The organism is Shewanella sp. Choline-02u-19 (assembly GCF_002836205.1).
Taxonomy (GTDB): domain Bacteria; phylum Pseudomonadota; class Gammaproteobacteria; order Enterobacterales; family Shewanellaceae; genus Shewanella.
Genome location: NZ_PJBE01000012.1, coordinates 923,741 through 947,560 on the forward strand (window position 1 = coordinate 923,741; position 23,820 = coordinate 947,560).

24 protein-coding genes are annotated in these 23,820 nt (G+C 43.5%); 15 read left to right on the forward strand and 9 right to left on the reverse strand.

Going from position 1 to position 23,820, the window contains the following annotated elements; translation table 11 throughout:
* Nucleotides 1–32 precede the first annotated feature (32 nt).
* The 7 genes from rplU (at nucleotide 33) to CXF83_RS06085 (ending at nucleotide 4,180) form a co-directional block, all read left to right on the forward strand.
* Nucleotides 33–344, forward strand: a complete 312-nt coding sequence (gene rplU / locus CXF83_RS06055) for a 50S ribosomal protein L21 (protein WP_020914101.1) — start codon at nucleotides 33–35, stop codon at nucleotides 342–344.
* A 15-nt stretch (nucleotides 345–359) separates the two neighbouring features.
* Complete coding sequence (rpmA, locus tag CXF83_RS06060) at nucleotides 360–614, forward strand: 50S ribosomal protein L27 (RefSeq protein WP_101091332.1); 255 nt, start codon at nucleotides 360–362, stop codon at nucleotides 612–614.
* Nucleotides 615–752: 138 nt separating this feature from the next.
* A complete protein-coding gene (gene cgtA, locus CXF83_RS06065) occupies nucleotides 753–1,919 on the forward strand; it encodes an Obg family GTPase CgtA (RefSeq protein ID WP_101091333.1) in 1,167 nt (388 codons plus the stop codon).
* Nucleotides 1,920–1,945: 26 nt separating this feature from the next.
* Nucleotides 1,946–2,707, forward strand: coding sequence for a threonine/serine exporter family protein (locus CXF83_RS06070; protein WP_101091334.1), 762 nt, complete (start codon nucleotides 1,946–1,948; stop codon nucleotides 2,705–2,707).
* Entirely contained in the window at nucleotides 2,704–3,174 is a 471-nt protein-coding gene (locus CXF83_RS06075; RefSeq protein ID WP_101091335.1) for a threonine/serine exporter family protein, read from the forward strand. The genes CXF83_RS06070 and CXF83_RS06075 overlap by 4 nt, the downstream gene beginning before the upstream one ends.
* 21 nt (nucleotides 3,175–3,195) lie before the next feature.
* On the forward strand, nucleotides 3,196–3,678 hold the full coding sequence (locus CXF83_RS06080) for a dihydrofolate reductase (protein ID WP_101091336.1): 483 nt from the start codon (nucleotides 3,196–3,198) through the stop codon (nucleotides 3,676–3,678).
* Nucleotides 3,679–3,784: 106 nt separating this feature from the next.
* Nucleotides 3,785–4,180, forward strand: a complete 396-nt coding sequence (locus tag CXF83_RS06085; protein ID WP_101091337.1) for a DUF3718 domain-containing protein — start codon at nucleotides 3,785–3,787, stop codon at nucleotides 4,178–4,180.
* Nucleotides 4,181–4,461: 281 nt separating this feature from the next.
* Here the strand turns inward: CXF83_RS06085 and CXF83_RS06090 are convergent, their stop codons facing one another.
* The 7 genes from CXF83_RS06090 to lptD all read right to left on the reverse strand — a co-directional run bounded on the left by CXF83_RS06090 (nucleotide 4,462) and on the right by lptD (nucleotide 13,518).
* Nucleotides 4,462–6,483, reverse strand: a complete 2,022-nt coding sequence (locus CXF83_RS06090) for a methyl-accepting chemotaxis protein (protein ID WP_101091338.1) — start codon at nucleotides 6,481–6,483, stop codon at nucleotides 4,462–4,464.
* Between the two features lie 95 nt (nucleotides 6,484–6,578).
* Nucleotides 6,579–7,403, reverse strand: a complete 825-nt coding sequence (locus CXF83_RS06095) for a symmetrical bis(5'-nucleosyl)-tetraphosphatase (protein ID WP_101091339.1) — start codon at nucleotides 7,401–7,403, stop codon at nucleotides 6,579–6,581.
* Nucleotides 7,404–7,418: 15 nt separating this feature from the next.
* Nucleotides 7,419–7,799: a Co2+/Mg2+ efflux protein ApaG gene (gene apaG, locus CXF83_RS06100; RefSeq protein ID WP_101091340.1), complete on the reverse strand. Its 381-nt coding sequence runs from the start codon at nucleotides 7,797–7,799 to the stop codon at nucleotides 7,419–7,421.
* Between the two features lie 154 nt (nucleotides 7,800–7,953).
* Nucleotides 7,954–8,760 (reverse strand): 16S rRNA (adenine(1518)-N(6)/adenine(1519)-N(6))-dimethyltransferase RsmA, encoded by an 807-nt coding sequence (gene rsmA / locus CXF83_RS06105; protein WP_101091341.1) that lies wholly within the window; start codon nucleotides 8,758–8,760, stop codon nucleotides 7,954–7,956.
* Nucleotides 8,761–8,775: 15 nt separating this feature from the next.
* Nucleotides 8,776–9,759 carry a 4-hydroxythreonine-4-phosphate dehydrogenase PdxA gene (pdxA, locus tag CXF83_RS06110; RefSeq protein ID WP_101091342.1) on the reverse strand — a complete coding sequence of 328 codons (984 nt, stop codon included), beginning with the start codon at nucleotides 9,757–9,759 and terminating at the stop codon, nucleotides 8,776–8,778.
* Between the two features lie 5 nt (nucleotides 9,760–9,764).
* Nucleotides 9,765–11,069: a peptidylprolyl isomerase SurA gene (gene surA, locus CXF83_RS06115; RefSeq protein ID WP_101091343.1), complete on the reverse strand. Its 1,305-nt coding sequence runs from the start codon at nucleotides 11,067–11,069 to the stop codon at nucleotides 9,765–9,767.
* Between the two features lie 124 nt (nucleotides 11,070–11,193).
* Nucleotides 11,194–13,518, reverse strand: coding sequence for an LPS assembly protein LptD (gene lptD / locus CXF83_RS06120; RefSeq protein WP_101091344.1), 2,325 nt, complete (start codon nucleotides 13,516–13,518; stop codon nucleotides 11,194–11,196).
* Between the two features lie 156 nt (nucleotides 13,519–13,674).
* Between lptD and CXF83_RS06125 the strand changes: the two genes are divergently transcribed.
* From CXF83_RS06125 to CXF83_RS06145, 5 genes are read left to right on the forward strand one after another with little or no spacing between them, the layout of a single operon-like run.
* Nucleotides 13,675–14,676, forward strand: coding sequence for an aminoglycoside phosphotransferase family protein (locus tag CXF83_RS06125; RefSeq protein ID WP_101091345.1), 1,002 nt, complete (start codon nucleotides 13,675–13,677; stop codon nucleotides 14,674–14,676).
* Nucleotides 14,673–15,341 carry an N-acetylmuramate alpha-1-phosphate uridylyltransferase MurU gene (gene murU, locus CXF83_RS06130; RefSeq protein ID WP_101091346.1) on the forward strand — a complete coding sequence of 223 codons (669 nt, stop codon included), beginning with the start codon at nucleotides 14,673–14,675 and terminating at the stop codon, nucleotides 15,339–15,341. Before CXF83_RS06125 ends, murU begins: the two co-directional genes overlap by 4 nt.
* On the forward strand, nucleotides 15,341–16,120 hold the full coding sequence (gene djlA / locus CXF83_RS06135) for a co-chaperone DjlA (protein WP_101091347.1): 780 nt from the start codon (nucleotides 15,341–15,343) through the stop codon (nucleotides 16,118–16,120). Before murU ends, djlA begins: the two co-directional genes overlap by 1 nt.
* Nucleotides 16,121–16,155: 35 nt before the next feature.
* The gene (locus CXF83_RS06140; RefSeq protein ID WP_101091348.1) at nucleotides 16,156–16,767 is read left to right on the forward strand and encodes an outer membrane beta-barrel protein; all 612 of its coding nucleotides are present in this window, start codon (nucleotides 16,156–16,158) and stop codon (nucleotides 16,765–16,767) included.
* Between the two features lie 56 nt (nucleotides 16,768–16,823).
* Nucleotides 16,824–17,777: a D-2-hydroxyacid dehydrogenase gene (locus tag CXF83_RS06145; protein WP_101091349.1), complete on the forward strand. Its 954-nt coding sequence runs from the start codon at nucleotides 16,824–16,826 to the stop codon at nucleotides 17,775–17,777.
* Between the two features lie 90 nt (nucleotides 17,778–17,867).
* Here the strand turns inward: CXF83_RS06145 and purT are convergent, their stop codons facing one another.
* On the reverse strand, nucleotides 17,868–19,043 hold the full coding sequence (gene purT / locus CXF83_RS06150; RefSeq protein WP_101091350.1) for a formate-dependent phosphoribosylglycinamide formyltransferase: 1,176 nt from the start codon (nucleotides 19,041–19,043) through the stop codon (nucleotides 17,868–17,870).
* 287 nt (nucleotides 19,044–19,330) lie between these two features.
* Here purT and CXF83_RS06155 point away from each other — a divergent pair, with 287 nt between their 5' ends.
* The 3 genes from CXF83_RS06155 to CXF83_RS06165 all read left to right on the forward strand — a co-directional run bounded on the left by CXF83_RS06155 (nucleotide 19,331) and on the right by CXF83_RS06165 (nucleotide 22,436).
* The gene (locus CXF83_RS06155) at nucleotides 19,331–19,732 is read left to right on the forward strand and encodes a DUF3302 domain-containing protein (protein WP_101091351.1); all 402 of its coding nucleotides are present in this window, start codon (nucleotides 19,331–19,333) and stop codon (nucleotides 19,730–19,732) included.
* Nucleotide 19,733: 1 nt separating this feature from the next.
* Entirely contained in the window at nucleotides 19,734–20,873 is a 1,140-nt protein-coding gene (locus CXF83_RS06160; RefSeq protein WP_101091352.1) for an HlyD family secretion protein, read from the forward strand.
* A 93-nt stretch (nucleotides 20,874–20,966) separates the two neighbouring features.
* Nucleotides 20,967–22,436, forward strand: a complete 1,470-nt coding sequence (locus CXF83_RS06165; RefSeq protein WP_101091353.1) for an AAA family ATPase — start codon at nucleotides 20,967–20,969, stop codon at nucleotides 22,434–22,436.
* Nucleotides 22,437–22,720: 284 nt separating this feature from the next.
* On the opposite strand, the gene CXF83_RS06170 is transcribed toward CXF83_RS06165, so the two are convergent.
* A complete protein-coding gene (locus CXF83_RS06170) occupies nucleotides 22,721–23,776 on the reverse strand; it encodes an HlyD family secretion protein (RefSeq protein WP_101091354.1) in 1,056 nt (351 codons plus the stop codon).
* Nucleotides 23,777–23,820: the final 44 nt, after the last annotated feature.

Here is a 23,820-nt window from a genome sequence, read left to right on the forward strand (position 1 = left end):
CGGCGTGTTTAGAATATCGGAGTAAAATAGCTATGTACGCTGTTTTTCAAAGTGGCGGCAAACAACATCGTGTTGAAGCCGGTCATACAGTTCGTTTAGAAAAATTAGAAGTCGCTACAGGCGAAACTATCGAGTTCGACCAAGTTCTTTTGGTTGCAGATGGTGAGACTGTACACGTAGGTGCACCTTTAGTTGAAGGTGGTAAGGTTGTTGCTGAAGTTGTTAGCCACGGCCGTGCGGAGAAGGTAACTATTGTTAAGTTCCGTCGTCGTAAGCACCACGATAAGAAGATGGGCCATCGTCAATGGTTCACCGAAGTTAAAATTACAGCTATTAGCGCTTAATTAGGAGTCTAACTCATGGCACATAAAAAAGCTGGCGGTTCTACTCGTAACGGCCGCGATTCAGAAAGTAAACGTCTTGGTGTAAAGCGCTTTGGCGGCGAATCAGTTCTAGCTGGTAACATCATCGTTCGTCAACGTGGTACTAAATTCCACGCTGGTGTTAATGTTGGTATCGGTCGTGACCACACTTTATTCGCACTTACCTCTGGTAAAGTGAAGTTTGAAGTTAAAGGTCCACAGAGCCGCAAGTTTATCAGCATTGAAGATTAATCTTTAGCTTCTGCTAAGATTAATACAAAGCCCCGCCATTGGTGGGGCTTTGTTTTTTTTAATATTAAGTAAATTGTTTTTTGGCGACTAGAATCGTTAAGAGTATAATTCTTTCATTCTGTGGTGCCAGGAGTTGGTATGAAGTTTGTCGATGAAGCGACTATCCGTGTTGAAGCGGGTAATGGTGGTAGTGGTTGCGTCAGTTTTAGACGTGAAAAATATGTTCCTGATGGTGGACCTGATGGTGGTGATGGTGGCGATGGCGGCAGTGTTTATCTGCAGGCTGACGAAAACCTTAACACATTAATTACCTTTCAGTTTGAACGCTTCCATAATGCCGAACGCGGTAAGAACGGTCGTGGTCGAGACTGTACTGGTCATGGCGGTGATGAGCTAGTGCTTAAAGTACCTGTCGGTACACGAGCAATAGATGCTGAGACAGAAGAGACTCTTGGTGATTTAACCATACACGGCCAGAAAATGCTTGTGGCCAAAGGTGGTTTCCATGGTATGGGTAATACGCGCTTTAAAAGCAGTACTAACCGTGCACCTAGGCAAAAAACATTAGGTACTGATGGCGAAGTACGTAGCTTGAGACTTGAGCTGTTGTTGCTTGCTGATGTTGGCCTACTGGGTATGCCAAATGCGGGTAAATCGACTTTTATTCGTGCAGTATCAAAAGCAAGACCAAAAGTAGCAGATTATCCCTTTACAACGTTGGTGCCCAATCTTGGTGTTGTTAACCCAAGACCTGGCCAAAGCTTCGTGATTGCGGATATTCCCGGTCTAATCGAAGGTGCTGCAGATGGTGCTGGTCTTGGTGTTCAGTTCTTGAAGCACTTAGAACGCTGCCGAGTGCTGTTGCACATTTTGGATGTCGAGCCTATCGATGGTAGCAATCCTGTAGAGTCAGCGCGTTCTATTGTCGCTGAGCTAGAAAAGCATTCGCCTAAGCTTGCTGGTAAGCCACGCTGGTTAGTCATTAACAAAGCCGATTTGATGCTCAAAGAAGAGCTGCAAGTAAAAATCGATAAGATTGTTAATGAACTGGAGTGGGAAGGCGAAGTATTTACTATTTCCGCTTATAATCGCGAAGGTACAGCTGAATTAGCACTTAAGTTGCTCGACTTTATTGCGTTGCTACCTCCTGAAGAGAAAGTTGACGTCGAAGCCGAAGTTGAGTTTAAGTGGGATAATTACCATCAAAATGCTAACGAATCTGTCAACGAAGATTATGTCGCTGACGATGATGACGACGATTTTGATGATGATGATTACGATGTTGAGGTTATCTATCAAAGATAGATAGTTTCAATTGAGGATGTTGAGAATTGTACGCCGACACACAAAATGATATTACACGTCAAGTTGTTAGGGTTGCTCAACTTCTTCTAGCTTATGGCGCTGACTCTGAACTTGTTGAAGAGATTAGTCAGCGCTTAGGCTATGCTTTAGGCTTAGCCAGTGTCGAAATCTCTATCTCCTCCAACTGCCTCGTTTTAACTAGCCTTGTTCATGGGCGCTGTATAACCACAACCAGACGAACGCGTGAGCATGGTATTAATATGACCATTGTATGCGAGCTTCAACGTATCTGTCTGTTGACCGAAAAAGGCATATACGGCCTGCATGAAGTGCGTAAACGTGTCAGCCGCATCGAACCTAAGACTTATCCAGCAAAATATGTAGTCCCTATGATTGGCTTATCTTGTGCTAGTTTTTGTCACCTATTCGGGGGAGACATTACGGCTTGCCTGATTACATTTTTAGCTTCAGCTATCGGTATGTTTGTTCGACTTTCTATCGCCAAACGTCATTTCAATTTACTCCTCAATTTCAGTGTTACAGCATTCGTTACGACTATTATTGCGCAAACGGGTTACCAATTTGATTTAACCGACACGCCCAAGTTACCCATGGCCGCGAGTGTATTGATGCTTGTGCCAGGCTTTCCGATGATTAATGCTATATCGGATATGGTAAAGGGACACCTAAACGTCGGCATTTCTCGCTGGGGCCACGCGACGTTACTGACGGTATCGTCAGTAATAGGGATCACTATGGCAATGCAAATAGGTGGGCTGTTTTTATGATGTCGCTTATTCTAAGCATGTTAAATGATGCGGTGTTTTCAGCGATTCCTGCAGTAGGATTTGCGATGCTGTTTAATGTACCGCGTCGTTTCCTGCCTTTTTGTGCAATAGCGGGAGCACTAGGGCATGGCAGCCGCACGATGTGGTTAAGCCTAGGACTCCCTATTGAATGGGCAACATTTTTTGCTGCTGCGCTCGTAGGGATAGTTACAATTGGTTTTGCTAAGCGTCATCTCGCGCCACCTTTGATGTACGCTGTTGCAGCGATCATTCCGATGATCCCTGGCTCCTACGCATTTAATACCGTGATAGCATTAGTCCAATTGACGGCACAATCCCATGTCAGCCCGGAACTGATATCAGAAGTCATCAGTAATGGGCTTAAAACTGTATTCATTCTCGGCGCACTATCTGTCGGCCTTGCTATGCCAAGCTTACTTTATTTTCGCTCGCGTCCAGTCATCTAACAAAATGTAAAAGGAAGTATTTTGAAAATTGCTATGATTGCCGCTATGGCGAATAACCGCGTTATTGGTAAAGACAATAAGATGCCATGGCACCTCCCTGAAGATCTACGCCATTTTAAGGCTGTAACCCTAGGTAAACCTATCGTGATGGGGCGAAAGACCTATGAGTCAATTGGTCGACCGTTGCCAGGCAGGCATAATATAGTGATTAGTCGTCAAACGGATTTGGCTATAGACGGTGTCACTACGGTGACCTGTTTTGAGGATGCTAAGCTCGCTGCAGGCGACTGTGAAGAGCTGGTTGTTATCGGAGGCGGTCAACTTTACGCAAGCCTTTTGTGTATATCGGATGTTTTATATTTAACCGAAATTTCACTGGATGTTGAAGGCGATACCTATTTCCCGCATTGGGATGATGGTTCTTGGTTGGAAATGTCGAGAGATGTAGCTATAAGTAGTAAACAATTGGAATATAGCTTTATAAAAATGGTTAAAAAGTGTTAAATTGGACGGGTTGTTTAGTACCCTGTTGTAATGATAATAAAGAAGGCATATCGATAAGTGCTTTCTTAATATAATAAATAAAAACTAAAATAATAAGGAGTGTCTGATGCGCTTGTTATCTATGAGCATCGCTACACTGATTGTGGCATCTTCAATATCGATTTCAACTCCAGCCTTAGCAAACCAAGATCAATTAGCTGCCAATATTTGTAACTATGTTGTCAGTGATGATAAAAACCGTTTGCGTAAGAAGCTAAAAGAAAGCCGTGTTAAATTGCGTAATATATATGACGGTGTTTCATGTAATGGTGATAGCTTGCTGAGAGTGGCTATGAAGAATGGCTCTAATGCAGTAGGTACCTTTGTCACAAAGAGATTGCCGGTATCTAACCTAGGTCGAGCTGAAAGTGATGGTCTTACTATCGCTGCATGGGCTGAAAGTAATGGCCATTCAGCAAGTGAAATTACGACAGCGATTAAAGAACGTTTAGCTGGCGGTTAATTCTACTTTTCGACGTATATAAATATAAAAAACCGGGACTTCCCGGTTTTTTTATATGTGTCACTTAGTACTAAGCAATAACGGTTTAATGTAAACAGTGAATTAGTATATTAATGCAGTCAGGCTTATGTTGGTTGGAGTGCTATCCGTCTTGCAGGTATTTATTTGGTGTAACAATCATTGTGGCGGATATTTAATCGCTACCAATATTGAAGCCAAATAATTTGGCTATAAAAAAGGAGGACTGTAAAACAGTCCTCCTTTTTAAATTATAAAAGTTATTAAACTTTAAATTCTTTCACTGAGGCTTGTAGCTCTTCTGCGAGTTGTGCAACTTGATGGCTAGACTGCGCCGTTTGATCTGCACCCGTTGAAGTTTCTTCTGAAATCGCCGCGATGTGTTCTAGCTTTTCTGAGACTTGTTGACTGACCAGATTTTGTTCTTGCGCCGCATGGGCAATATGGGTGCCAGAATCGTGAGCTTTGTGAACAGCATTACTGATACTTTCAAGGGCGTTATTTGCTTGTTCTGTTTTATCAACACAGGATTTTGCTTGCGAACGACCAAGCTCCATAACCGCGACAGCCTCTTGAGTACCTTGTTGTAGTACTTCAATCATCTGCTGGATCTCTTGGGTTGAATCTTGAGTTCTAGAGGCAAGACTACGCACTTCATCTGCTACCACGGCGAAGCCTCGTCCTTGCTCACCAGCTCGTGCAGCTTCAATTGCAGCATTGAGTGCAAGCAGGTTAGTTTGTTCTGCAATGGCTCTAATCACATCTAATATCGAGCCTATTGAGGCACTGTCTGCATGAACCTTATTAATCACCACTCCAGCTTTTGATACTTCATCAGCCAAGGCAAGAATTGTACGCTTATTTTCATCAGCGATGAGACGCATATGTTGGCTTTCATCGTCTGCCGCTTTTATCTGGCTTAAGGCTTCATCGGCACTCGCTGTCACTTGCAGCGCACTAGAGCTTAGCTGAGTGGTTGCAGTAGCGACTTGATCTACTTGGCTCTTCTGCTCTTGAATGCCTACTGTTGTTTGGGCTGTAATGGCTGAGGTTTCTTCTGCTGCGGCTGCAAGTTGGTCAGAGCGGTCAAGTATACCTTGGATGAGGGCACGTAAACTGTCGACAAGTTTGTTGCAATTACTTGATAATTTGGCAAACTCATCATGCCCTGAATCATCGAGCTTATGAGTTAGATCGCCTGATGCGAGTACATTGAGCGCGTGATTAATTTTGTCTAATGAACGGCTAAGGGGACGAACGACAGCAATGCTGACCACAATGGCCACCAGAATGGCAATGAGCACTAAGATCAGTGTTTGTATGCTGGCACTATCGATATCTTTAATTGCGCTCTCGCTGACGTCTTTGGAGAATGACTCAATGAGAGAAGTAAGGCTTGTCATCTGCTTGTTGACGTTACTAGCCTCCTTATCAACGGTACTGAGTAAAAGAGACGCTTTGCTAATTAACTCAATCTCTTTGGCTTTTAAGTCAATTAAAGAGTTGTTACCTTTGACGAGTACAAATACTTTTGCCGCTTCAACATTAATCTCATCAATGAGATCCGCTTCGACAACACCTTCCCAGTGGGATGTCACATATTGCAGTCTACTCTTGGTGTCACTGACGATGTAATCGAGCTCTTTAGAAATGGTATTAAATTTTGATTTGTCAGTGGTGCCAATCAAATCAAAGCTAGTACTGACGATACCGCTTAAGCTTGAATCTAGTGCACTTGCTGTGGCTGCTATCTCTTGTTGGATGATGTCTTCGCTCAACTCCATATCGATAAGATCGAGTAAAAGTGACGCGCTATCATCGACTGCCACTTCAACAGCATCGTATTTGTTTTTAATTTGGGATTGAGTTATTAGTGCATTTTCATGAGTAGCAATCATGTTTTCGCTTTCATTTTTAAACTGACCATAGCTACTTTTTAGTTTTCTAATGACCTGGCTAAAATCACTTTTGTCACTCACTAAAGTGGTCAGTTTGCTTAGCTCTTGTGAGAAGGTTCTACTTGCTGATGCAAACTGAGATTTAATTGCCGGTATCGCTTTGCTATCTGGGCTGTGATACGCCACTAAAATTTGCTTCTCTTGCTGAGATAAGGTTTGAGAAAGAAGGTTACTCGATTCTAAAGCTGGCAGGCTGAGCTCTTGCAATAATGTCGTACTGGTTTTTAGCTTATTATTGGTAAACCATGATGCGGTACCTAATACGATAAGCAGGAAGGTCACAACTGTAAACCCTCCAATCACTCTAGTGGCAACATTTAATTTCATAGAAGCTCCGTTTATTATTATTTTATTCTGCTAGGTGACAACAATCACATTGGAAGGCGCGCTATTATGTTATATCGACCGTAGGCGCGTTAAGTTTAACTTTCTTTTAACTTATTTTGAGTTATTTTCTGGTCTGATTCTAAGTGCCACAGGGTTAAATGTTCTCCCCAACAACAGCCAGTGTCGAGCGCTTGTAGTGCTGGAGAGTTCACTTCGCCCATAATTGCTGCCCAGTGACCAAAGACGAGTGTATGTTCAGGGCGAAGTATGGCGTGATGGGTGAACCAAGGTGACAGTTGAGGATTATCACATTGTTCTATGGGTAATTTGCAGTCAAAATCTAGACGACCGTCGGGGTAAAGATAGCGCATGCGTGTCAGTGCGTTAATGGTATAGATTTTCTTATCTAGCTCAGATAGATCATCACTGTAGTGAGCAACTGAGTTAGTGTACATTTTTGCAATCAGAGCGGTTAAGTAATCCGGCTGTTGCAGTGCTTCTGCGACGATATCTGCTTTGTTTCTTAGTGTACTGAGATCCCATTGTGGTGGGATACCGGCATGGGTCATTAGTATGTTCTGCTCGGGATATTCTTGATAAAGTGGCTGAAGACGCAACCAATCAACCAATGCGCCTATATCTGGAGAGGCTAACAACTCGCCTAAATTATCTTTGGGGTTAGCGCGTTTTATTTTTCCATGCACCCCGAGTAAATGGAGATCGTGGTTACCGAGCACCACCTTAGCTGAGCCTTGCAATGACTTAAAATATTGTAGGGTTTGCAGCGATCCCTGACCACGTGCAATCAAGTCACCTACCGCCCATAGGCAATCTATTGAAGGGTTAAACCCCACTTTATTGAGTACTAATTCCAGCTCATCAAAACAGCCTTGAACATCTCCTACAAAATAATTTGCCATGTAACAATAAAACCCTTAATGAAGCAAGCCAGGAATGGCAAGACTGAATGCTGAAATCGGTGCTTTAAACTCATCACCATTACTGTTTTGCATGGTATAGCTACCCTCCATGACCCCGAATGGTGTTTCCAGTACTGTGCCGCTGGTATATTGATACGCAGTGTTTGGCTTTATGGTTGGGGTTTCACCAACGACTCCGGCTCCTTGGACTTCACTTTTACGTCCGTTCGCATCAGTTATACACCAATGGCGGCTTTTTAGGGTTACGTCTTGGTCACCCAGATTAATAATGGTGATGGTATAGCTGAATAAATACTTCTCTTCCTCTGGGGTCGACTGGGCTTCAATATATTCCGTTTTGACTTCAACTTTTACGGATGTCGTACTCTGGGTCATGTTTAGCCTCAAGTATGAAAAATCTGGAATGAGTTAACAGTATAGTAATGGGAGTTGTTTGTAATTGATAGAGAATGTGGTTTGAATCGCAGAAAATAGAAAGGGCAAATTAATGCCCTTTCAAATTGTTTTTAGCCATTGTTGCGGGTAAAACTTACACTTGCTTGTCGATGAACAAATTTGCCATAGCAACGTACTGTTCAACACTTATTTGCTCTGGTCGCAATGTAGGGTCGATATTAAGCTGTGCGAACTCATCATCAGTTAACATGTGTTTGAGGTTATTCCTCAGTGTCTTACGACGCATATTAAAGGCGGTTGTTGTCAAATGCCTTAACATTTCCACATCTTTACAAGGGAAGGGTTTGACTTTAAAAGGCACTAGACGTACTACCGCTGAGTCTACTTTTGGTGCCGGAGTAAAAGACTCTGGTGGAACTTCCAACACCGGCATGATTTGGCAATGATATTGTGCCATCACGGTAAGGCGGCCGTAGGCTTTAGTGCCAGGGCTTGCCGACAATCTCAATACCACCTCTTTCTGTAGCATGAAGTGCATATTTTCGATGTATTGTGCAAACTCAAATAGATGAAACATGAGTGGCGTAGAGATGTTATATGGCAGATTACCAAACACCTTCATCTGCATATCTTCACGTACTAGCTGTTTAAAATCAAAGTCAAGAGCATCACCTTGGTGGATCTCAAGCTTATCTTTTAGCGTCGGGTGTTTTTTTAGACGCTCAACTAAATCTTTATCTAACTCGACGACGGTTAACTTGTCGATACCGCTAGCAACGGGCTCAGTAAGCGCTGCCAAGCCTGGACCAATTTCAACCATAACGTGATCGTTATCTGGCGAAATAGCACCGACGATTCGATTGATCACGTTCTGATCGGTCAAGAAGTTCTGACCGAAGCGTTTTCTAGCCGTATGGCCTAAATGTACTTTATTACTCATGAGATAACTTTTTCACTAATTCTTTGCAGCCAAATCAATGGCTCTATTTAATGCACAGACAAAACTACCAATATCAGCAGAACCAGTGCCTGCAAGCTCTAAGGCCGTACCGTGGTCGACCGATGTTCTTATGTAGGGTAATCCTAGAGTAATATTGACTGAACTGCCAAAGCCTCTAGCTTTTAGTACTGGAAGGCCTTGATCGTGGTACATCGCGAGTACCACATCAGCATCTTCTAAGTATTTGGGTTGAAATATTGTGTCAGCAGGCAGTGGACCAATAATATTCATATCTAACGCTCGCAACTCTTCGAGCGCAGGTATGATGATATCAATCTCTTCTCTGCCTAAATGACCGTCTTCACCCGCATGCGGATTTAGGCCACAGACATAAATCTTAGGTGAAGGGATAGCAAATTTCTCAACAAGATCCTTGTGTAGAATTTTGACTATCTGGTGTAGTCGGTCTCGAGTAATTGCCTTTGCAACATAAGCCAGTGGAATATGTGTGGTGACAAGTGCAACCTGTAAACCAGGAGCAGCAAGCATCATGACAACATCTTGGCAATTTGCTTGGTTAGCAAAAAACTCCGTATGGCCGCTAAATGGGATGCCTGCTTGGTTAATAATCCCTTTATGCACGGGACCAGTAACCACGGCATCAAATTCGCCAACCATGTTTTTCTCACCTGCAAAACGCAGTGTATCGACAACATAATGGCTGTTCTGCTCATTAAGTTTGCCGCACACCGCTTCGCTCTCCAATGTAAATGGAACAATGGTAAGCGTACCGGCTTCTTGAGCTTTAGGAGGCTGATTTGGCTGGTAAGGTCGCAGTTGAATTGATAACCCAAGCTTTTTGGCTCGAGTTTGTAATAGTTCCGGATCAGCACAAACAACTAGCTCAGCAGGCCAAGCCTGCTGAGCTAGTTGTATCACTAAATCTGGGCCTATACCCGCCGGTTCACCCGGCGTGATAGCGATTCGTTTAGTCGACAATATGGTTAACCTCGATTCGGTTCCGGCTCGAAAATATCGATAAATGCCTCACTACGCATTTCATCTAACCAGTTCTGTAATTCTTCGTTAAATTTACGACGATATATTAACTGATGAGCTCGGTTTGTATTAAATTTATCGGTTGCATCGGTCGTGCGCTTCCCTTCAAGCTGAACAATGTGCCAGCCATGAGTTGAGCGGAATGGCTCGCTTATTTCACCCTCTTTGAGAGAGTTCAATGTTTGTTTAAATGCTGGAACCCAGATGTTTGGATCTGCCCAACCCAGTTCGCCGCCTTTAGCTGCAGAACCAGGGTCTTCTGAATACTGGCGTGCTAAGTCTTCGAACTTGGCGTCACCAGAACGGATTTGGGCTAAGAATCGGTCCAGCATGCTCTTGGCTCGCTCTTCCGAAAGGATCGGAGATGGCGTCAATAGTATGTGGCGAGATTTGACTTCTTTAACTTCCTGAGTCTGTAAGCCGCGTGCATCCATGACTTTTAGGATGTGAAGACCTGCACCACTCTTGATTGGACCTATTATATCACCGACTTTTGCATCGCTGACAACTTCAGCGAAAAGCGTTGGCATTTCGTTGATGTTCATATAATCCCAAAGACCACCTTCAAGTGCTTTTGGACCTCCAGATGCTGCAATGGCAATACTTCTAAAGTCATCACCATCGTTTAGGCGTTTCAATACCGTAGCTGCTCTTTTACTTGATGCTTCAAGCTCGGCGCTGGTAGCATTGTTTGGAACATCGATTAAGATGTGACCAATCTGGAATTCTACATCTTTCAAGCCTTGCTCATTAATCAGCTTGACTAGGTTGTTAATTTCTTGCGGCGAAACTTGGATCCGTCGTTGCACCTGAATACGTTGGATTTCACCGAGAGTCACTTCTTCACGCAGCTGTTCACGATATTGGGCAAAAGAGGTGCCATCAAGTTCGATCTGCACTTTCATCTGCTCAACGGTTATTTTTTGCTCTTTAGCGATGTTTTCAATCGTTTGGTCTAACTGGAGATCACCAATATGAAGACCGATACGGTCAGCCATCTGCATCTGCAAGCGAGTCAAAATAAGGCGTTCTATAATCTGTGTTCGCAGTGCAGTATCTGATGGTAGCTTTTGCCCTGCGGTAGCGGCATTGGCTTTAATAGTCTTAACCATTCCAGCCACTTCACTTTCTAAAATGATGCCTTCATTAATTTGCACTGTGACGCGATCTAATGGTTCAACCGCAGCGTGAACAAGTTGGCTCATCGCCAATGTTAGTAAAGCAAAAATCAATCGGTTACAGCGTTTCATCCACAAAAATCCTTGGCATTTATGATGTCATTTACAGTATTTTCATACTGGGTTAATGATTCTTTTATCCTGCTTTGACTGCTTGTCATCGGCTAGGTTCAGCATTTTAGCTAATTTTGTTAATTTAGTTCTTTAAATAAAGTGGTTTGCGATAGTTAAAGAGGCCATCATTAAGCATATCGGAGACCCCTAACGGACCTGAGCCACCTAAACCTTTTATCACAAAATTCAGGTAAACACCGCTTTCAAATAGTTCTCGAGTATCATTGACTGGGTTGTCTTCGTCAATGTAATTGGTCTTAATGCGGTAATGATAACTCAAACGGAGTGCCCAGCAACATGCTTCATATTGAAATCCGGTATAGGTTTCAACGCTGCGGCTTTCATTGAGGTCATAATACCAGTTTCCAACCAAATATAAGCTGTCATTAATTGGCCATGCACCTCTAAAGCCGACTTGTTTAATATCAACCGACTCGTTGGTATTGGTGTTTAGCAGGTCGGGGACATAGCGATAGCTTGCTTGCAGCAGTTTATTCTTGCCTGGGCGATAATCAACCGTGAGCTCACTTTTCTTATTCTCACTCTCTTTGGCATCATATTGAATTGAGCCACTTAAGAACCAATCAGCATAAAGCTGGGTGCTTAGTTCTGCAGCAAGAGCTGAGTTCGAAGTGTTTTCTTGGACAAAGTTATCAGTACTGCCATTAACGTCATTAAGACCGACACGGCTATCTTCTAAGTAAATAATTTGTCCCAAGCTAAATTTAAATATTTCTTTGTTTTGCTCATCAAACAGTTTGGTGGTTAAACCTAACGTAAACTGATTCGCGTCTGCAATGCGATCTAAGCCTGAAAAACGGCGCTCACGAAAGAGTCCGTTATAGTCTTCTTGTAACTGCGCTGTATCGTAAATACCGATGTTAGATTGATCTTCATAGCCAACATAAAGGTATTGGAATTGCGGTTCCAAGGTTTGGCGGTAATTAGTATCAAAATAGTCAGTAAAGCGCTCAAAATTGATCTGACCGTGAATTCGTACTTGCGGTAAAGTTCGACTAACAGTGTCATCAAGTGTTGAAGTTGATCGATTTGAATTGTCTTCTTGCCAATAATTGGTTTGCAGCAGTTTGACTTCGCTCGTCAATGAGCCCGCTGGGCCATGAATTGGGTAGGAGATGCTTGGCTCAATATGTAAGCGCGTAGCGGTTGAGTATTCACTGTCCTGATGTGAGAAGTTGGTGACTTCGCTCATCAAGTTAACATCAAAGCCATTCCAATATTCAGGTGCTCGGTAGTTAAAGGTGAACTGCGGCATGACTTGGTAAGGTTTCTCTTCCTCTCCAAGTACCTTGATATCTTGTACGCGACCACTAATATCCCAGTTTTCTTCAAAATAACTAATTTCACCAATACGCGTCAATTGGTTATCGGTAGCGCGCTGTACATCTGAATTCAGATCGTTGAAGTAGTTATTGTCTGATACGTCGGTATAATTTGCTAGTACGCGCCAGTTTTTGTCTATTGCACCGCTATGTTCCCAATGGTAAAGGTAACGGTTAGGGCTATTGGTTAACTTGTTATCATCGGGTAAAAATTCAAAGTTCAGTTGACCTTGTTGCTTTTCGCCAGCGAGATACCGAAATTCGGTTTTAGTGTACAAGCCACGAGCAGACATATAGTTAGGGGTAAATGTTAGATCGAACTCTGGCGCGATATTCCAATAATAAGGTGTCGCTATTTCAAAACCGTTAGTAGTACTGGTACTAAAGGACGGGAATAAAAAACCAGATTTTCGTTTATCTGAGACGGGAATTGTCATGTATGGAATATACATAATTGGTACACCACCAATTTTTAGCTTGGCGTCCCAAATCTCTCCCCACTCTTCTTTACTATCAATTTTGATTCTATCTGCTTCTAACAACCATGCAGGTGAATCAGCGGGACAGGTTGTAAAATTGGTTTTCGACATCAACAAGTTGTTTTCTTTGGTGATCTCTAACTTATTGGCATCGCCATGGATCTGTTGGCCATTAAGCCAATATTTAGCGCCTTGTAACGTCGCGCTATTACTGCGCATTTTTGCAACTAAAGAGTCGGCCGTGACGGTGAAAAATTCATCTTGAAATACTAAATTACCGTTAGCGGCTAGTTCTTCAGCTTCTTGATCAAGAATCGCTTCGTCAGCGGAGATGTTTCTGCCACCTTGACTGAAGCTAACATCGCCATTGAATTTAGCTTGTTTGCCCATTTGAGCTTCAGAGCGGTCAGAAATAATGGAGATACGTTCAAGATCTGCAGGATTATCTAAATCATACAGAGGCACATAAGGCTTAACAGGAGGCTCAATAATGCACTGTGAACTTTCAACAGTTGCAGTATTGGCGTCATTTGCCAAGGCTAATTGGGGAAGCAGGCTCAAGGCCAGAAAATAACGGATCTGCATCTTAGGTCAATTAATTATGATTTCTTAGTTTGGACTATTGAAGAAGAGAAAAGTTGAACCCTTTCTTGGGCAACTCAGCCAAATAATTTGTTTCAATCGCTTAGCTGTTTCCATTTTGTCGTTATAATAAAGCAATTTCTTCTTGAGAGCCATGAGGTGCCCTTGTCAGATCCTAGATTTCTTCAGTTAAATGCATGGGTAAACCAGTATTTTAGCACCAATGTGTCACCGGAACTTATTTCGGGAGACGCCAGTTTTAGACGTTACTTTCGAGTTATTGTTGGTTCAGTTTCTTATATTGTAGTTGATTCCCCCCCTAAACTGGTGCCAATCACTCCGTTTATACAGATAGCTGAAACTTATTCAAGATCCGGAATACCTGTGCCTAAAGTGATCGCTAGTGATGCTGAGCAAGGTTTTATGTTGCTTAGCGATCTCGGCGATGTGCAGTTATTATCGGTATTGAACCCCAGCAACCTAAGGCAGTATTACCAACAAGCGTTATTATTGTTAAACGATATCGCTAAAGTCATCGCGACTGATCAAGCAGCATTGCCCATTTATGACGATGAGTTTGTGCTTCGGGAATTGAATATATTTACTGAGTGGCTAGCAGAACATCACCTTGGATTATCGAGTGATGATGTACGAGCTCAGACAGATATAGCCTTTCAGGTGTTAACCGAAAATGTCAGACAGCAGCCTCAAGTCGGCATGCATCGGGATTACCATAGTCGCAATATTATGCTGCAAGACGATGAATTAAAGGTTATCGATTTCCAAGATGCTGTTATTGGTCCTGTGACCTATGATGCGGTTTCATTATTACGCGACTGTTACATTCGCTGGCCTGAAGATAACGTCAATGAACTCATGCTTATTCATTACAAACAAGTGATTGAAGCGCAGTTATTGCCTGTTGAGGTTAGTTTTTCACAGTATCAGCGCTGGTTTGACTTGATGGGACTGCAACGACATATCAAAGCTGCTGGGATATTCGCGAGGCTAAATTACCGTGATGGCAAGCCTGCCTATATGGCCGATATTCCGTTAACATTGGAATATATTCGTGATATAGCGAGTCGCTATCCTGAGCTGAGTAAATTTAGCCAATGGATTGGAAGTGTCATTATCCCCGCAGTTAAGGCCAAAAAATGAAAGCAATGATTTTAGCGGCTGGACGTGGGGAAAGACTACGTCCGTTAACCGATAGTCTACCAAAACCTTTGGTTGAAGTGGCGCGCAAACCGCTGATTGTATATCACTTAGAAAAGCTAGCTATGGCTGGCTTTAAAGAAGTGGTCATTAATCATGCGTGGCTTGGCCATAAGCTGGTGTCGGCACTAGGTGATGGTGCTAAATGGGGACTGAAAATCTTTTATAGTGAGGAAACGCAGGCTTTAGAAACCGGTGGTGGCATTAAAAAAGCATTAACCTTACTCGGTGATGAGCCATTTTTTGTGATTAACGGTGACGTCTTTATTGATGCGCTGCCTAAAATCGAAAGCTTAGCAGCAGGGGAACTGGCGCATCTTTGGTTAGTCGATAATCCCATTCAACATCCACAGGGTGACTTTGCGCTATTAAATGGCAAGGTTTCAATGTTCGGGGAAAATAAGCTCACGTTTTCGGGGATGGGCGTTTATCACCCGGAGATGTTTACTCAAGTCTCAGCGCAAGCATTTTCGCTCGCGCCGCTGCTGCGTGAAGCTATGGCTAATGGGCAAGTCGTGGGTGATTATTTTGATCATTATTGGTGCGATGTTGGTACGGTAGAGCGTTTGGCACAAATTGAAACACGTGAAATACAAAAGGGTAAGTAATGCGAATTTGGGGTAAAGTTTTCGGTTTTATTATCGGGTTTATGTTTGGTCGTATCGGTGGCGGTATTTTCGGTTTGTGGCTTGGACATATGTACGATCGCCGTCAGAGTCAGCGGGCAGGGATTGGCAATAGTAGTAAGCGACAAGCGCTATTTTTTAATACCACCTTTGCAGTAATGGGCCATGTGGCGAAAGCATCTGGACAAGTAACCGAAGTTGATATTCGGATCGCGAATGCGTTGATGGATCAAATGCGACTGAGTGGAGAGGCTAGAGCGGATGCGCAAGCCGCCTTTAGAGAAGGAAAGGAAAGTAACTTTGATATCCATGCCTGCCTGAAAACCTTCAGATTGATCTCAATGGGGCGCAAAGAAGTATTGCAGATGTTTTTAGAGATCCAAATTCAAACGGCGTTATCAGATGCCACCTTGGATCCTAAAGAGCATTCAATTCTATCGACCATTGCTAAAGAGTTAGGCTTCAGCCAAAAGCAATTAGACGATTTACTTACGCGCTGGCAGGCGGAGTTCAATTTCCATCGAAATGGCGGCAATGGTAACCATACTTCAGTTGAAGACGCTTATGATGTTTTAGGTATGGAAGAGTCGATGTCTGACCAAGATATTAAAAGAGCTTATCGTAAATTAATGAACGAGCATCATCCTGACAAATTAGTCGCTAAAGGGCTACCTGCAGAAATGATGGAACTGGCAAAAACAAAAGCTCAAGATATTCAAGCAGCTTATGATAGGGTTAAGAGTGATAGAGGTATGCGCTAACCCTGCATAATAATGATTAACGAGAAGGATCTGTTATGAGAAAAAGCCTAGCATTTGTATTGACCGCGTTTTGTTCTTTGCCCGCAGTGGCTGAAGTCTATGTGGCCCCCTTTGGTGGTTATAGCTTTGGCGCGAGTGATTTCGATATTTACAGCACCCAAAGTGAAGATAATGGCACCGTCAAAGTGTCTGAAGCTGAAAACTATGGCGTGATGTTAGGTTTTACGACTAAAGATCCTGGCAATGTTTACCTGCTTTATAGTCATCAATCGACTGATCTACGTGCCAGCGGCACTTTCAGTCCCGATGTTATCACCAAAATGGATGTTGACTATTTTCATGTCGGCGGCACTTTGTATTTTCCAATGAAAGACGTTAAGCCTTATGTCACCACCAGTTTGGGTTTAACTCAAATGAGACCCAGCGGCGCCTACTCTAATGAGACCCGCTTTTCAGTCGCATTAGGAGGGGGCGTAGAGTATCAAGTAACCAGTGCATTTTCGTTGTTCGCTGAGGTTAAGGGTTACGCGACCTTTGTAAATTCAAATAATGAACTGTTTTGCAGCGGACAGGGTTGTCTTTGGAATATTCAGACGGACATCATGTGGCAAGGCCAAGCTAATATAGGGGCAAGTCTTAAGTTTTAGGGCTTAAGCTTTAGCGCTTAAGTTTTCCAGCCAACATTCCAGCGTGAGAATAATAGATGCAGATAGTCATTTTAGATGGGTACACACTAAATCCAGGCGACCTAAGTTGGCAGCCTCTTGCCTCAATGGGTGAGCTGTCCTGTTATGAACGGACTGCACCACAAGACGTACTTGCTCGCTGTAAAGATGCCGAGATTTTGCTGACCAATAAAACTGTACTCGATGCAAAGACCCTCAAGCAATTGCCCAATCTTAAATATATTGGTGTACTTGCAACTGGGACTAATGTTGTTGATATCGACGCTGCCACTGCACTTGGGATCCTAGTGACCAATGTGCCAGGTTACGGGCCTGATGCCGTTGCACAAATGGTATTTGCCCATATCCTCCACGCGACTCAACAGGTAGCGCGTCACTCAGAGGCTGTGAAGCAAGGTCAGTGGTCTGAGAGTGAAGATTTCTGTTTTACTTTATCGCCACTGCAATCGTTAAAAGGTAAGACATTAGGCTTGATAGGTTTTGGTGATATTGGCCAAGCGACGGCTCAAATTGCAAAGGCATTCGGTATGCGGGTTATCGTGAATACTCGTAACGCTAAGGTTGTACTCCCCACTGGCTGCACTTGGGTTACGCAAGATAGCTTGTTTGTAGATGCGGATATTGTTTCGCTACATTGCCCCTTAACGGCGAGTACTGATAAGTTAATTAATCGCAGTGTATTAAAGCAGATGAAGCCCACTGCAATGTTAATCAATACTGCTCGTGGTGGCTTGGTTGATGAGCTCGCGCTGGCTGATGCGTTAGCGCAAGGGCAGATTGCTTTTAGCGGCGTAGATGTGTTGTCGAGCGAACCTCCACAAGCAAGCAATCCTCTGCTTAAGGCGCCCAATATTAGTATTTCACCGCATAATGCATGGGCAACAATTGAGGCTAGGCAAAATCTACTGAATATTGCGGTTAATAATGTTAGCGGCTTTCTAAAGGGTGACGCTGTAAACACGGTTAACTAACGGTTGGTGCCAGTCAAAATATTAAAGCCCTTTATGTAGCGTTACATAAAGGGCTTTTTGCTAACGGGCTTTTGACTACAGAACTTTTTACTAGAGAATGACCTTAACTTTATTAGCCGAGGCGAGGGCTTTATCTACTGCTCGTTCAATCGTGGTGTCTCTGGCTAAAGCGACGCCTAAGCGTCTTGAGCCATCTATCTCTGGTTTACCAAATAATCTAACTTGAGTATCTGGCTCAACTAATGCTTCTGCTATACCTGAAAACTGAATGTTGTTTGAGTGTCCCTTTGCCAAGATCACTGCCGATGCACTGGGGCCGTGTTGAACAATATTGCTGATAGGTAAGCCCAATATAGCCCGCACGTGTAGCGCAAATTCAGATAAATCTTGGCTTATCATGGTGACCATGCCGGTATCGTGTGGTCTTGGTGATACTTCTGAGAAATAAACTTCATCACCCTTAATAAAGAGTTCGACACCGAATAAGCCATAACCCCCCAGCGCTTGCACTACTTTCTCGCCGATGTCATGTGCCTTTGCCCTTACGACATCAGACATAATCTGTGGCTGCCATGATTCTCGGTAATCCCCCTCTTCTTGACGATGGCCAATCGCATCGCAAAAATGAATACCATTAATCGCGCTAATCGTCAGTAGGGTGACCTCATAATCAAAGGCGATAAACCCTTCGACAATAACCTGTCCACCGCCAGCTCTTCCGCCTTCTTGAGCATAATGCCAAGCAGCATCTATTTGAGATTCAGTGCGGATAACGCTTTGACCCTTACCTGATGAGCTCATTACGGGCTTTACCACACAAGGTAAACCAATAGCGGTAATGGCTTGTTTGAATTGTGTTTGTGTATCGCAAAAAAAGTATGGTGAAGTGGGGATCGCTAATGTTTCAGCTGCTAGACGGCGAATACCCTCTCTATCCATCGTTAATTGAGTGGCTTTGGCGGTTGGGATGATGTTGACCCCTTTCGCCTCTAACTCAACCAATGCTTGAGTGGCAATCGCTTCAAGCTCTGGGATCACAAGGTCTGGTTTTTCTAACGAAATGACTTGCTCTAGTGCTGCTGCATCAAGCATGTTGATGACGTGACTGCGGTGAGCTATCTGCATTGCTGGTGCATTGGCATAGCGGTCAACAGCAATCACTTCAATCCCAAAGCGCTGCAGTTCAATCGCCACTTCTTTGCCTAATTCACCCGATCCAAGAAGCATCGCGCGTTTTGCGCCCGCACTTAACGCTGTACCTATCATGGTTTGTACCTTTATTAGTCGTGTAGGGGGCTTACTCTCACACCAAGTAATATCACTGGTTTGAGGCAAGGTTTATTATGATTATTAGTCTACCCTGAGGTTAAACCTTCTAAAGTAAGATAGGTAATAAATGTGTGGCAGATCACGTATTTTTAGAAAAAAAGCGCACGCTAATATAAAGTTTTAAATCAAATAAATATGGCTTTGTACGACATTTGTTGCCAAGATGTTTTTATTGCGGTGGGGATAATTAATTCCCGTAATTAACACATTTAAAGGAGTGCGCTGTGTTTTTAGATTACTTTGCATTAGGAATTATCTTTTTTGTCGCCATTTTTATTTTTTATGGTGTGATAGCAATTCACGACATCCCTTATGAAATAGCAAAAGATCGAAATCATCCTCAGCAAGATGCTATTCATGTTGCTGGCTGGGTTAGCCTTTTTACGCTACACGCTATCTGGCCTTTTTTGTGGATCTGGGCCACCTTGTATCGCGAAGATCGTGGTTGGGGTTTCAACCAAGTTATCGAGAAAGAACAGATTTTAGACAGCGAGGTCAAGGGCTTGACTGAAACCGTGAGAAAATTAGAACAAAGGTTAGCCGCTGTTGAAGGCCGTCATACTGCTGTTGAGCAGGTCGAGCCCGTTGTCGAAGAGACCAGTGGATCACTAGAGGGGAAGGCGTAGCATGGACTTATTACTCGTTCTTACTTATACCGCAATTTGTATCGCTATTTTTAAAATATTCAAGATCCCACTGACAAAATGGACGGTACCGACAGCAATTTTAGGCGGCATCTTTATTGTTGGCGCATTGATTGTATTAATGAACTACAACCATCCTTACACACCTTTCGCTAAAGAGATGTTCGTTACAACGCCGATCAACCCGCTAGTACGAGGAGTGGTCGTTTCAGTGGACGTTGAGCCAAACACATCGATCAAAAAAGGTGATGTATTATTTAAGCTCGATCCTACGGGATATGCAGCCATTGTAAAACAAAAGCGCGCAGCGTTAGTGGCGGCAGAGCTTGAAGTGCCACAACTGAAAGCCTCTTGGGAGATGGCTAAAGCTTCAGTGGTAAGAGCGACGGCTGATAGAGATAGAACCAAGTCAGCTTATGCTCGTTACGAAAAAGGTCGTAAAAGAGGCGGTGCAAACTCACCTTTTACTGAGTTAGAGCTTGATAATAAACGCCAACTTTATTTAGCATCAGAGGCTCAATTGACTGCTGCCAATGCTGACGAGTTAAGAGTGCGATTAGCGTTTGAGTCAAATGTAGATGGGGTCAATACTAAAGTTGCAGGGATCCAGGGCGAGCTTGAAAAAGCGCAATTTGACCTAGATCAGACCGTTGTTAGAGCGCCTGCTGATGGCATGGTGACACAGTTGGCATTACGTCCAGGGATCGTAGCGGTGCCTATGCCGCTGAGATCACTGCTCAGTTTCATACCTGATGACGACCGTATTTTTGCAGGCTCATTTTGGCAAAACTCTTTACTAAGACTGCAGGAAGGTGACGAAGCCGAGGTTATTTTGGACGGTGCACCAGGTGTCGTCTTTAAGGGCAAAGTCGCGCAGATATTACCTGCGATGGCTGAGGGGGAGATCCAGTCTGGTGGTCGGCTTATTACTTCTAACATTATGATGGCACGTGGTAGAGCTATCGTTGTGATTGAGCTAGAAGATCAGGATGAAATTATTAAACGCTTTCCTGCTGGTGTTTCTGGCCATATCGCAATTTATACTGAACATTTTGCGCACGTGGCGATAATGCGAAAAGTATTGTTAAGAATGCAAGGTTGGCTGAACTATCTATTCCATTAATGGCATAGTGTATAAGCGCAGCGTTATGCAATTGTTGAAAGGGACCGTTAAGGTCCCTTTATTATTGGTTTTACATTGAATAGGCAGTAAAGAATGCAAGATATCAGGGATTTGACAGCAGTTTTGCGTTCCAATACCCCCATTGTGATTATCGAAACCTATGAAGAGTACCGAGTCATTGAGTTGCTCAAAAAGGTGTCGCTGGTACTGTATCAACCCCTGTTCAGTTGGAGTATTACGCAAGGGCTATCGCGAGTCGATAAAGACATGGGAGTGCAGAAGTTTAATAGTGAGCCTAGCGATATTTTGGGGCAGATAAAGTCGACGACCCAACGTGGGATCTATGCACTTTGCGATTTTCATCCTTTTGTTATTGATGAACCCAAGAATATACGCTTACTTAAAGAGATAGCATTGGAGTATGAAGCGCTGCAGCACACCATAGTGTTGATTAGTCATGCCTTTGAGATCCCGGCAGAGATTAAGCGCTATTGCGCTCATTTTCGGCTGTCATTACCTAATAGTACTCAGCTACTTAATATTATCAATGAGCAGGTTAAGCAGGCTAATCAACAAGGCTTTAATATTGACGTCGATGAGTCAGCGGCGTTAAAACTTGCTGATAATCTAAGAGGGGTGACCTTTGATGATGCTCGTCGTTTGGCACATAAAGCCATTGTGGATGACGGTGCGATCACTTACTCCGATATCGATATTGTTAACCGTGGTAAGTTTGAACTGCTCAATATGGATGGGGTACTGCAGTTTGAATACGACACTAGCGACTTTTCTCAAGTGGCGGGTTTACATAACCTTAAAACATGGTTGCAGCACCGTTCGCCATCATTAGGTCACGCAAGTGCGATCGACAGTCCCAAAGGTATTTTACTGTTAGGCGTGCAGGGGAGTGGTAAAAGCTTAGCAGCCAAAGCGGTAGCTGGATTGTGGCAAAGGCCTCTGCTAAAGATGGACTTGGCAGCGCTGTACAATAAATATATCGGTGAAACAGAGAAGAATCTTCGTCAAGCGCTCGAACTTGCTGACGTGATGTCACCGTGTGTTTTGTGGATTGATGAAATAGAAAAAGGCCTAAGCAGTGGCGACAGTGACGATGGCACATCGAAGCGGATCCTTGGGACTATTTTGACTTGGATGGCCGAACGAGAGTCCGATGTGTTTCTGGTTGCCACAGCCAATGATATTAGCGCATTGCCACCAGAGCTGATGCGTAAAGGGCGAATGGATGAGATTTTCTTTGTCGACTTGCCGGATGACGAGATCCGCAGAGCGATTTTTCTTATCCATGTTAAAAAGCGTAGTCTTGATCCGAGTATTTTGAACTTAGCTCAGCTTTCTATGGCAAGTGAAGGTTTTTCGGGGGCTGAAATTGAGCAAGCTGTTATCTCGGCCATTTATACCGCAAGAGCCACTAACCAAGATGTTGATCAACCTCTTCTGATTGCAGAGTTAATGAATACACGACCGTTATCGGTTGTCATGCGTGAAAAGCTGGCAGGATTAAGACATTGGGCGGCAGATCGTACGGTAAACGCGCACCGTTAATCAGTCGGTGGATTCATTAGATTGTTATAGTCAGACAAAGCTGTTTGCAATGGATATTTTGTGCTAGTTCCATAGAGTTTGTAGCCTATTTCTTAAATAAAATAGGCTACAAACTCTGATGAATACAGCAGTATTCATCAAGTCCTATTACGCATCACAATTTCCCTCTTATACATCACATGAGCTTGTCGAATCGTTGCAACTTACCAGAAAAAGGCGGAGAAGTTGAACCCTTAAGGAGTGTATCAAAAACGGCAATTTGATGTTTCATATACAGATTATAGTTACCATTGGTAATCAAAACTGATTTCAACTGGAACGCCCTCTACAGTGAAAGGTAAAACATCATCCAATGTTAGCGTTACTTTTAGTGCAGCCTTCTCACCATCGAAAGGGCCAGAGAGCTGCTTAGGGATCTTAGTCACCAGTTCAGTAGGTTCTTCTATCTTGCCCCTTATATCCTGCCCGTTGGGTAACTTAATGGTGGCTTGCTGGCCAATCTCAACGTACTCGAGATATTTAGGATCTAAATAGGCTAATACCACGGGCTTATCTCTGCCGGTTAGCCATAGTAAGGGTTGATTCACATTTACTTGTTCACCAACTTGTACCAAAGTGTCCTCAACCCTGCCGGTAAACGGTGCCATTATCTTCATCTCTGTTTGTTTTGACTTTAGCTTGGCAAGTTGAGATTTAAGTTGATTACGCGTTTGAGTGACTACACCCGCAATGCTCTGAATATGTTGCCGTTCAAGCTCATGTAGCAGGTCAACCTTAGCCTGCTCTAATGCCATTTTAGAAGCGGTATTGGCCTGCATAACCATGGCCATATCAGAGGTGGGTACCACCCCTCTTTTCTGAAAATCTAAGTAGGTAACGAGCAGATCATCTTGGCGCTTTACACCATGATGAGCCACTTCTATACGACCACGTAACCTTTGTAATACCTGTTCTCCATCAAAGGATGCTCCCCCTTCGAGCCCCTTTAGTTGTCGAGTGAGCTCTGTAACTTGGGCATCTAATTCTGGATCTGCAATCACCAATAAATCTCCACCTTTCTCTACTTCACCTCTGGCATGGTTCTCCACACTTTTCACCATACCTTTACTGGGTGCTCTCATCTCCAATGGTTCAGCTGTAATGATCCCCGGAGCAAGCACAAAGATATAAGGCTTTGCCAATATCCAACTCACTAAAAGGACAGGAGAGGCCACCAAAAATAACAGCATGTACCATCTAAATTTAAAACCAGCCCGTTTAGCTGCAGAATATTTAACCTCGACGCCATTATCTACATCTGGCTTATGAGCCTTAGGCGTCGCTTGGTAATTTACTTTCATCTTAATATCCCTGCTTCATTCTTTGTTTGGTAGCCCAACTTAGT

Coding starts and splice junctions, on each gene's coding strand:
- djlA (WP_101091347.1), top strand. CDS start 15,341: ATGCGAATTTGGGGTAAAGTTTTCGGTTTTATTATCGGGTTTATGTTT.
- apaG (WP_101091340.1), bottom strand. CDS start 7,799: ATGACCCAGAGTACGACATCCGTAAAAGTTGAAGTCAAAACGGAATAT.
- CXF83_RS06085 (WP_101091337.1), top strand. CDS start 3,785: ATGCGCTTGTTATCTATGAGCATCGCTACACTGATTGTGGCATCTTCA.
- lptD (WP_101091344.1), bottom strand. CDS start 13,518: ATGCAGATCCGTTATTTTCTGGCCTTGAGCCTGCTTCCCCAATTAGCC.
- CXF83_RS06145 (WP_101091349.1), top strand. CDS start 16,824: ATGCAGATAGTCATTTTAGATGGGTACACACTAAATCCAGGCGACCTA.
- surA (WP_101091343.1), bottom strand. CDS start 11,069: ATGAAACGCTGTAACCGATTGATTTTTGCTTTACTAACATTGGCGATG.
- CXF83_RS06140 (WP_101091348.1), top strand. CDS start 16,156: ATGAGAAAAAGCCTAGCATTTGTATTGACCGCGTTTTGTTCTTTGCCC.
- CXF83_RS06170 (WP_101091354.1), bottom strand. CDS start 23,776: ATGAAAGTAAATTACCAAGCGACGCCTAAGGCTCATAAGCCAGATGTA.
- CXF83_RS06095 (WP_101091339.1), bottom strand. CDS start 7,403: ATGGCAAATTATTTTGTAGGAGATGTTCAAGGCTGTTTTGATGAGCTG.
- rsmA (WP_101091341.1), bottom strand. CDS start 8,760: ATGAGTAATAAAGTACATTTAGGCCATACGGCTAGAAAACGCTTCGGT.
- rplU (WP_020914101.1), top strand. CDS start 33: ATGTACGCTGTTTTTCAAAGTGGCGGCAAACAACATCGTGTTGAAGCC.
- CXF83_RS06160 (WP_101091352.1), top strand. CDS start 19,734: ATGGACTTATTACTCGTTCTTACTTATACCGCAATTTGTATCGCTATT.
- CXF83_RS06090 (WP_101091338.1), bottom strand. CDS start 6,483: ATGAAATTAAATGTTGCCACTAGAGTGATTGGAGGGTTTACAGTTGTG.
- murU (WP_101091346.1), top strand. CDS start 14,673: ATGAAAGCAATGATTTTAGCGGCTGGACGTGGGGAAAGACTACGTCCG.
- CXF83_RS06165 (WP_101091353.1), top strand. CDS start 20,967: ATGCAAGATATCAGGGATTTGACAGCAGTTTTGCGTTCCAATACCCCC.
- purT (WP_101091350.1), bottom strand. CDS start 19,043: ATGATAGGTACAGCGTTAAGTGCGGGCGCAAAACGCGCGATGCTTCTT.
- rpmA (WP_101091332.1), top strand. CDS start 360: ATGGCACATAAAAAAGCTGGCGGTTCTACTCGTAACGGCCGCGATTCA.
- CXF83_RS06075 (WP_101091335.1), top strand. CDS start 2,704: ATGATGTCGCTTATTCTAAGCATGTTAAATGATGCGGTGTTTTCAGCG.
- cgtA (WP_101091333.1), top strand. CDS start 753: ATGAAGTTTGTCGATGAAGCGACTATCCGTGTTGAAGCGGGTAATGGT.